The organism is Novosphingobium aerophilum (genome assembly GCF_014230305.1).
Classification (GTDB): domain Bacteria; phylum Pseudomonadota; class Alphaproteobacteria; order Sphingomonadales; family Sphingomonadaceae; genus Novosphingobium; species Novosphingobium aerophilum.
This window is the reverse complement of sequence record NZ_JACLAU010000008.1, coordinates 134,156-141,554: the sequence shown is the minus strand read 5'-3', so window position 1 is coordinate 141,554 and position 7,399 is coordinate 134,156. Positions and strand designations below refer to the sequence as shown.

At 70.4% G+C, this 7,399-nt stretch carries 8 protein-coding genes; 4 read left to right on the top strand and 4 right to left on the bottom strand.

Translation table 11 applies throughout. The features are described 5' to 3' along the window. Positions 1 to 269: 269 nt before the first annotated feature. Together H7F49_RS08130 and H7F49_RS08125 are read right to left on the bottom strand one after the other, a co-directional pair. Positions 270 to 1,454 carry an ATP-binding protein gene (locus H7F49_RS08130; RefSeq protein WP_185683079.1) on the bottom strand — a complete coding sequence of 395 codons (1,185 nt, stop codon included), beginning with the start codon at positions 1,452 to 1,454 and terminating at the stop codon, positions 270 to 272. Between the two features lie 46 nt (positions 1,455 to 1,500). After that, positions 1,501 to 1,953, bottom strand: a complete 453-nt coding sequence (locus tag H7F49_RS08125) for an acyl-CoA thioesterase (protein WP_185683078.1) — start codon at positions 1,951 to 1,953, stop codon at positions 1,501 to 1,503. Between the two features lie 180 nt (positions 1,954 to 2,133). On the opposite strand from H7F49_RS08125, the gene H7F49_RS08120 reads away from it, so the two are divergent. Next, positions 2,134 to 2,925 (top strand): enoyl-CoA hydratase-related protein, encoded by a 792-nt coding sequence (locus tag H7F49_RS08120; RefSeq protein WP_235982013.1) that lies wholly within the window; start codon positions 2,134 to 2,136, stop codon positions 2,923 to 2,925. 1 nt (position 2,926) lies between these two features. On the opposite strand, the gene H7F49_RS08115 is transcribed toward H7F49_RS08120, so the two are convergent. After that, positions 2,927 to 3,901, bottom strand: coding sequence for a quinone oxidoreductase family protein (locus tag H7F49_RS08115; protein ID WP_185683077.1), 975 nt, complete (start codon positions 3,899 to 3,901; stop codon positions 2,927 to 2,929). A 120-nt stretch (positions 3,902 to 4,021) separates the two neighbouring features. Here H7F49_RS08115 and H7F49_RS08110 point away from each other — a divergent pair, with 120 nt between their 5' ends. Then, positions 4,022 to 4,966, top strand: a complete 945-nt coding sequence (locus H7F49_RS08110) for an NAD(P)-dependent oxidoreductase (RefSeq protein ID WP_185683076.1) — start codon at positions 4,022 to 4,024, stop codon at positions 4,964 to 4,966. On the opposite strand, the gene H7F49_RS08105 is transcribed toward H7F49_RS08110, so the two are convergent. Beyond that, positions 4,932 to 5,837: a LysR family transcriptional regulator gene (locus H7F49_RS08105; protein ID WP_185683075.1), complete on the bottom strand. Its 906-nt coding sequence runs from the start codon at positions 5,835 to 5,837 to the stop codon at positions 4,932 to 4,934. The genes H7F49_RS08110 and H7F49_RS08105 overlap by 35 nt on opposite strands. 103 nt (positions 5,838 to 5,940) lie before the next feature. Here H7F49_RS08105 and H7F49_RS08100 point away from each other — a divergent pair, with 103 nt between their 5' ends. Both H7F49_RS08100 and H7F49_RS08095 read left to right on the top strand, forming a co-directional pair. Next, positions 5,941 to 7,104, top strand: coding sequence for an isovaleryl-CoA dehydrogenase (locus H7F49_RS08100; protein ID WP_185683074.1), 1,164 nt, complete (start codon positions 5,941 to 5,943; stop codon positions 7,102 to 7,104). Further along, positions 7,104 to 7,394 carry a YciI family protein gene (locus tag H7F49_RS08095; RefSeq protein ID WP_185683073.1) on the top strand — a complete coding sequence of 97 codons (291 nt, stop codon included), beginning with the start codon at positions 7,104 to 7,106 and terminating at the stop codon, positions 7,392 to 7,394. Before H7F49_RS08100 ends, H7F49_RS08095 begins: the two co-directional genes overlap by 1 nt. Positions 7,395 to 7,399 lie beyond the last annotated feature (5 nt).

Genomic DNA, 7,399 nt, shown 5'->3' with positions numbered 1-7,399 from the left:
GCCTCAGAAGCAGCGGAAAACCCTTCAAACTCGCCATGATCGCAACCGTGCGGAAGCTCATCTCCATCCTCAATGCCATCGCCCGCGATGACCCGGCATTCCAAACACCATCCACGGTTGCTTGACCCGGGACAGGGCTCTTCTTCCCCGGCCGTTGCCAGGCAAGCCCTGCCCCGGGTCAAGCCCGGGGCGACGATTAGGGGGGCGTGTGTTCTGTGCGGGGAGGATCGGAATGACCACTCCCAGGCGAAACCCGTCGTTCCTCCTGGTCAGCGCGGCTCGATCGGCGGAATCGCGCGGCGCATGAAGGCGGCGAACAGGGGCACGGTGAAGGCCGTGTCGCCGTGCGCCGGGCTGAAGAGCATGCCCTTGCGGATCAGGCTGTTGCGGGTCGGGGCGACCGAGTTGACGGCCGTGCCCAGCGCCTCGGCGATGTCGCCCGAGCGGTGCGGGCCTTCGCCCAGCTCGGCCATGGCCCGCATATAGCGCTTCTCCGCCGGGCTCAGGCGATCGAAGCGGACGCGGAAGAAGCTGGCGTCGAGCTCGGCCAGCGCGGCCACGCCGGCATTGGCGACATCGGCCGCGGTGATCGGGCTGGCCTCGGCCAGGTCCCAGCTGTGCTTGCCCCATTCCTGCAGGAAATAGGGATAGCCCTGGGTCTGCGCGACGATGGCGGCCAGGGCCTCGTCGGTGATCTCGGCCTCTTCCTCCCGCAGCGGCAGGCGGATCGCATCGGCCGCCGCGGCGGGATCGAGCGGGCCGAGCGGGACGAAGGCGAAGAGCCGTTCGGCGTAGGACTTGGCCCGCCCCATCTGGCCCAGCAACTGGGGGAGACCGGCGCCGACCAGGGTGATCGGCAGTTGCAACTGGTTGGCACGGTGCAGCGCGCTGATCAGCGCGGCCAGCTCCTCCTCGGGAACGTACTGCAGCTCGTCGATGGCCAGGACGAAGGCCGTCTGGTGCTCCTGCGCCGCTTCCCCCGCGGCGCGGATCAGGTCGGCCAGATCGGATTCGAGATCCCCGCTATCGGCCAGCCCGGGTTCGACCGCGAAGTCGAGCGCCACTTCGAACCCGTCGAGCTTGACCCGCGGCTTGACGAAGCCGGCCAGCGCGGACAGGGCGCGGCGGATCTTCTGGCCGGCCTGCTTCATCCGGTCGAGCTTGAGCAGCGCGGCCCGCAGCGCGGGCACCAGCATGGCCGGCAGCGAGCGGTTCTCCGGGGCTTCCATGGCCACCACCACCAGCCCCTCGGCCTCGGCGTGATTGCGGATCGTGGTCAGCAGCACGGTCTTGCCGACCCCGCGAAGGCCGTAGAAGATCAGGCTGCGCGCAGCCCGGCCCAGCCGGATGCGATCGAGCGCAACCGCCGCGTCCTCGACCAGCCCGGCGCGTCCGGCCAGTTCCGGCGGGGGCGTTCCGGCTCCGGGAGCAAAGGGGTTGCGACGGCGATCCATAGCAAGCTTATCCCATGTTACAAAAAACTTGTAAACTGAGATAAACTTACTCGCCAGCGGGTCCCAGGGCCTGCAGGGCCTCGCGCCAGGCGGCCGGAACCGGGACCGGCCGGCGGTGGGCGCGATCGACGTAGACATGGGTAAAATGGCCCTCGGCCGCCGCCGCCTCGTCCCCCTGGCGGAACACGCCCAGCCGGTAAGTCACGCTCGACCCGCCCAGCCGGTCGAGCCGCAGGCCGATCTCGACCGGGTCGGGATAGGTGATCGACCCGGCGTAGCGACAGCCCGTTTCGACCACCAGGCCGATCGGATCGCCGGTCGCGATGTCGAGCAGGCCGCGCGCGATCAGCCAGCTGTTCACCACCGTATCGAACCAGCGGTAGTGCACCGCATTGTTGACATGGCCATAGGCGTCATTGTCGGCCCACAGGGTCGGCAGGCTGTGCCAGTGGACGTAGGCGGACCGGGGGAGCAGCGGGGCACGGGCGGCAGGAGACATGCCCCCTGTCTGCCGCAGACTCTCCCGCTTGCCCAGAGGTTTGGCTCCGGGTGGTGCCCGTCAGCCCTTTGGGCCCCACCAGCGGCTGCGTCCCGCCGGCGCTCCCGCTGCTTGCCGGGGTCGCCCCCGCTCGCCTAAAGGGCGGCGCGACGCGGGCCTTTCCCGCCGCGGACGGGGACCATGACCATGATCGCAAGCCAGCACGATGCCGGGGCGAACCTGCGGTTGGAACGCAACGGCCCGATCGCGCGGCTGCGGATCGATCGCGCCGACAAGCGCAACGCCTTCACTCAGGCCATGTGGCAGGCCCTGCCCGATCTGATCGCCGCGGCCGATGCGGACCCGGCGGTGCGGGTGCTGGTGATCGAGGCGGCGGCCGGTGGCCTGTTCTGCGCCGGGGCCGACATTGCCGAGATGATGGCCCATCGCGACGATCCGGCCTGGCTCGCGGCCAACCAGGCGGCGATCAACCGGGCGCAATGGACCCTGGCCCGGACGCAGCGGCCGACGGTGGCCTTCATCGATGGTGACTGCATCGGCGGCGGCTGCGGCATCGCGCTGGCCTGCGACATCCGCCTCGCCACTTCGCGCGCCCGACTGGGCATCACCCCGGCGAAGCTCGGGATCGTCTACCCCTTGCACGACGTCCGGCTGCTGATCGATCTGGTTGGTCCGGGACAGGCACGGCGCCTGCTCTACACCGGAGCTCTGATCGACGCGGCCGAGGCGCTGCGGATCGGGCTGGTCGAGGCGCTGGCGGACTGCCCGGACCCTCTGCTCGACGCAATCGCCGCCAATGCCCCGTCGAGCGTGACCGCGCTCAAGGGTTTCACCCGCCGCGTTCTCGACGGTCAGGTCGAGGACGATGCCGAGACGCTGCGGATCTTCGCCGAGGCGTTCTCCGGTGCGGACTTCCGCGAAGGGGCCGCGGCCTTCCTCGCCAAGCGCCGGCCGCAGTTCGGCCCGGCCTGAGTCAGGGCACCAGCACGGTCGATCCGACGGTGCGCCGACCTTCCAGATCGGCATGGGCCCGCGCCGCCTCGGCCAGGGGATAGCGCTGGCCGACCGTCACCGACAGCACGCCCCCGGCCAGCAGCCCGAACATCCGTGCGGCCCCGGCGGCGCGCTCGGCGGGTTCGCGGTAATAGTCGTAGAGGGTCGGCCGGGTCACGAAGAGCGAACCCTTGGCGGAGAGCTGGCCCAGGGCCACCCCGGTCACCGGGGCGCTGGCATTGCCGAAGCTCACCACCAGCCCGCGCCGCGCGGTGGCGTCGAGCGAGGCCTCCCAGGTGTCCATGCCGATGCCGTCGAAGCTCACCCGCACGCCTTCGCCCCCGGTCCAGTCGCGAACGGCGGGGGCGATCGCCTCATCGCTGGTGACGATCACCCGGTCGGCCCCGGCGGCGCGGGCCAGCTCGGCCTTGGCGGCTGTGCTGACCGTGCCGATCACCCGCGCGCCGATGTGGCGCAGCCATTGCACCAGCAGCAGCCCGACCCCGCCGGCGGCGGCGTGGACCAGCACGGCCTCGCCCGGCTGCACCCGGGCGCAGCGCTCGACCAGGAACTCCACCGTGCAGCCCTTCAGCAGGCTGGCGGCGGCCAGTTCGTCGGAAATGGCATCGGGGGTGCGGAACAGCGCCGCCGCCAGGATGTTGCGCGCCGTGGCATAGGCCCCGGTCATCGGCCCGAAGGTGCAGACCCGGTCCCCCGGGCCGAAGCCCTCGACCCCGGCGCCCACGGCCTCGACCAGGCCCGCCGCCTCGACCCCCAGCGGCGCGGGCAGGGGGACCGGATAGACCCCGCGCCGATGGTAGGTATCGATGAAGTTGAGCCCGACCGCCGTGTGCCGCACGCGCACCTCGCCGGGACCGGGGGGAGGCAGGTCGACCCCGACCCATTGCATGGTGTCCGGGCCTCCGAAGGCGGCAATCTCGATGCGGTGTTCCATGGCCCGACCCTAGCGCCTGCCCACCCGGGCAACAATGGCCGTGGTGCGTGCCGCGGGCTGGACAGTGCCGCCGCCCGGCGCGTAGCACCGCCGCAGACAATCCCGTGGAGAGACTTGCCGATGGCCGCCGATCGCGTGCTCGTGACCCATCCCTTCCTGCGCATGATGCTGCCGCTCGATCCGGCGCTCCACCCGATCGACGTCCTGCCGGAGGACCCGGCCGAGCGGGAGGCCTGGCTGGCGGCCCATGGCGATGGCGTCCGCGCCATGATCACCTCGGGGCTCGAACCTGTTCCGGCGGCGCTGCTGGCGCTGCTGCCCAACCTCGAACTGATTTCCAGCGTGGCCGCGGGGCTCGACCTGATCGACGTGGCGACGGCCCGGGCCCGGGGCATCGCGGTGACCAACGGGGGCGGGCTCAACTCGCCCGACGTGGCGGAATTCGCCGTGGCCCAACTGCTCGCCCGGCGGCGCGATCTCGCCGCCGCCGATGCCTGGGTGCGCGCCGGGCAGTGGCCGACCGGGCGGATGCCGCCGAGCGGCTCGGTCAGCGCCGAGCGGGTGGGGATCGTCGGGCTGGGCGAGATCGGCCGGGGCGTTGCGGAACGGCTCGCGCCCTTCGGCAGCGCGATCCGCTGGTGGGGACCACGGGCCAAGCCTAACGCGCCCTGGGCCTACGAGCCCGACCTTCAGGCCCTGGCCGAATGGGCCTCGACCCTGGTCATCGCGGTGGCCGGGACCGAGGAGACACGCGGCCTGGTCAACCGCGAGGTGCTGGCGGCGCTCGGTCCGTCCGGTGTGCTGATCAATGTCGCGCGCGGCTTCGTGGTCGATGAGGAGGCGCTCAAGGACCTGCTCCGTGCCGGCCAGCTGGGCGGCGCCGCGCTCGACGTGGTCTGCAACGAGCCCGACGACGGCACCGCCTGGGCCGATGTGCCCAACGTCACCCTGTCGCCCCACGTGGCCGGTGCGACCCGCGAATCGCTCGCCCGGATGATGGGCGGCGCAGCAGACAACGTGCGGCGCCTGTTCATGGGCGAGGCGCTGGTGCGGCGGGTGGTCTAGGAGGAGGGACGGCCGTCGACGCCCCAACCACCACGATCAGTCCATGCTCCGCCCCGAACTGGGCATCCCAGTGCGCCCCGCGGACGAGGCCCATGGTCCGGCTCCGGTCGAACCCGGCCAGCTCCACCATGGCCACGCCTTCGCGGCTCAGCGAACGCGGGGCCACGGTCACCCCCAGGCCGGCGGCAACCATGGCCATGACCCGATCGTCATTGCCCGAGCGCAGCGCAAAGCGCGGGCGTACCCCGCGCTCGGTGAACCAGCGGCTGGTTTCGCCGAGGACTTCGCACGATCGCCGCGCGATCATGGTTTCTCCGGCGACCTCCGCCGCGTGGACCGTGCCGGCTCCGGCCAGCCGATGGCCCGAGGACAGGGCGAGGGCATAGTCCTCGCGCCACAGCACCGCGTGCGGCTGCCGCAGTCCGTCCGGGGGAATGAGGGTCAGCGCCGCATCCACCGCACCACTCACCAGCCCGGCCTGCAGTTCGCGTTCGCCGCCCTCGATCAGCTCGAGCGGCTCGGCTCCGGTCGCGGTGTAGCGCTCCACCAGCGCCGCCAGCCAGGTGGAGGACAGCGATTCGAGCACGCCCAGCCGGATCGGCCGCACCGTCACCGGCAGGTTGCCGACTCGGGTTTCGGCCTGGTGGAACTCGCGCTCGATCGCCCGGGCCATGGGCAGCAGCAGGTTGCCCGCCTCGGTCAGACGGATGCGGCGCCGCTCCCGAACGAACAGGCGGGTGCCGAGCTGCCGTTCGAGCTCGGCAATGCCGCCCGACAGCGAGGGTTGGGCCACGTGCAGCGCATTCGCCGCCCGGGTGAAGCTGCCGGTATCGACCACGGCGAGGAACTGGCGGATCTGCGTGCGGCTCAACATAGGATGAACCTATCATGATGAACGATCAAATCCAGTTTTCCCATTGTGCGACTTTGCGCTAGCAGGACAGACCAAGCCCGCGAGGAGAGGACCCGAACCGATGCGCGCCACCCCCGAGTTCGACTTCGGCCTGACCGAGAGCGCGCGCATGATCCGCGAGGCGACCGCGCGCTTCGCCGACGAGCAGATCCTGCCCCTCGCCGCCGAGATCGACCGCAACGATCGCTTCCCGCGCGAACTGTGGGAGCCGATGGGGGCCCTGGGCCTGCACGGCATCACCGTGGATGAGGCCGACGGCGGGCTGGGGCTGGGCTATCTGGACCATGTCATCGCGGTCGAGGAGGTCAGCCGTGCCTCGGGCGCGGTCGGCCTGTCCTACGGCGCGCACTCCAACCTCTGCGTCAACCAGATCCGCCGCTGGGGCAATGCCGAGCAGAAGGCGAAGTATCTGCCCAAGCTGATCTCGGGCGAACATGTCGGCAGCCTGGCCATGTCGGAGACCGGCGCCGGATCGGACGTGGTCGCGATGAAGCTGCGCGCCGACAAGGTCGACGGGGGCTGGCGGCTCAACGGGACCAAGTTCTGGATCACCAACGGCACCTATGCCGATACCCTGGTGGTCTATGCCAAGACCGTGCCCGACGGCGGCAGCAAGGGGATCACCGCCTTCCTGATCGAGAAGGGCATGGCCGGCTTTTCGATCGGGCAGAAGATCGACAAGATGGGCCTGCGCGGCTCACCCACCGCCGAGCTGGTGTTCGATGACTGCTTCGTCCCGGACGAGAACGTCATGGGTCCGCTCAACCAGGGCGTGAAGGTGCTGATGAGCGGGCTCGATTACGAGCGCGTGGTGCTGGCGGGCATGCAGATCGGCATCATCCAGGCCTGCCTCGACGTGGTCATCCCCTATGTCCGCGAGCGCAAGCAGTTCGGCCAGCCGATCGGCTCGTTCCAGCTCATGCAGGCCAAGGTTGCCGACATGTACGTGGCGATGCAGTCGGCCCGGGCCTATGTCTACGCCGTCGCCAAGGCCTGCGACGCCGGGCAGACCACCCGCTTCGACGCCGCCGGCGCGATCCTGCTGGCCAGCGAGAACGCCTTCCGCGCCGCGGGCGAGGCGGTGCAGGCGCTGGGCGGGGCGGGCTATACCAAGGACTGGCCGGTCGAACGCTTCCTGCGCGATGCCAAGCTGCTCGATATCGGCGCGGGCACCAACGAGGTGCGCCGGATGCTGATCGGGCGCGAGCTGATCGGGAAGCTGTGATGAAGGACTTCATCCTGCTGATGCACGGTGATGCGGTTGAGACGGAGAGCGACCTGCATTGGCAGGCTTACTTCCAGCGTCTCCATGCCTCGGGGGCATTCGCGGGCGGCAGCAGCATCGGAGCGGGGCAGGCCTATCGCCGAGCGGGTGCCCCCGGACCGCTCTCGCCGCTGACTGGGTTCATCCGTATCCGCGCTGCCGATCACGCCGAAGCGGCGACATTTCTTGAGGGCAATCCGGTCTACATTGCCGGCGGCACGGTGGAAATCCGCGAGCTGCCCCATGACTGAGGTTC

Coding starts and splice junctions, on each gene's coding strand:
- H7F49_RS08130 (WP_185683079.1), bottom strand. CDS start 1,454: ATGGATCGCCGTCGCAACCCCTTTGCTCCCGGAGCCGGAACGCCCCCG.
- H7F49_RS08125 (WP_185683078.1), bottom strand. CDS start 1,953: ATGTCTCCTGCCGCCCGTGCCCCGCTGCTCCCCCGGTCCGCCTACGTC.
- H7F49_RS08120 (WP_235982013.1), top strand. CDS start 2,134: ATGACCATGATCGCAAGCCAGCACGATGCCGGGGCGAACCTGCGGTTG.
- H7F49_RS08115 (WP_185683077.1), bottom strand. CDS start 3,901: ATGGAACACCGCATCGAGATTGCCGCCTTCGGAGGCCCGGACACCATG.
- H7F49_RS08110 (WP_185683076.1), top strand. CDS start 4,022: ATGGCCGCCGATCGCGTGCTCGTGACCCATCCCTTCCTGCGCATGATG.
- H7F49_RS08100 (WP_185683074.1), top strand. CDS start 5,941: ATGCGCGCCACCCCCGAGTTCGACTTCGGCCTGACCGAGAGCGCGCGC.
- H7F49_RS08095 (WP_185683073.1), top strand. CDS start 7,104: ATGAAGGACTTCATCCTGCTGATGCACGGTGATGCGGTTGAGACGGAG.